This is a genomic window from Burkholderia sp. SIMBA_051, from assembly GCF_046534915.1.
In the GTDB taxonomy this organism is placed as follows: Bacteria; Pseudomonadota; Gammaproteobacteria; order Burkholderiales; family Burkholderiaceae; genus Burkholderia; species Burkholderia ambifaria.
Window position 1 is genome coordinate 1 of the sequence record NZ_JAWRXS010001010.1, and the last position, 229, is coordinate 229.

Consider the following 229-nt stretch of genomic DNA (forward strand, 5'->3'; position numbering starts at 1 on the left):
TTCCAGAAGCAGGAAGCGCAGCAGATCATGGAATATCTGCGTCTCCTGAAGCCGGAGATATTCGTCGAAGAGCCGTATGACGTGTTCACGCGGCTCGCCGCCTGGCTGCGCAACTTCTTCATGCCGCCGCCGCGCCCGCAGCAGCAGCAACAACGACAGTCGCGCTAGGCCTCGTCCCGCGACACAGCGCGTCGAACCGGACGCCGTCACATCGCGGCAAGCTCAGTCC

The 229-nt window shown here is 63.3% G+C and carries 1 protein-coding gene; it reads left to right on the forward strand.

What is annotated here, in order from left to right; all coding sequences use genetic code 11:
• Positions 1-168, forward strand: a 168-nt coding sequence (locus tag SB771_RS37535; RefSeq protein WP_410722347.1) for a DUF4088 family protein, incomplete at its 5' end; no start/stop codon positions are given.
• Positions 169-229 lie beyond the last annotated feature (61 nt).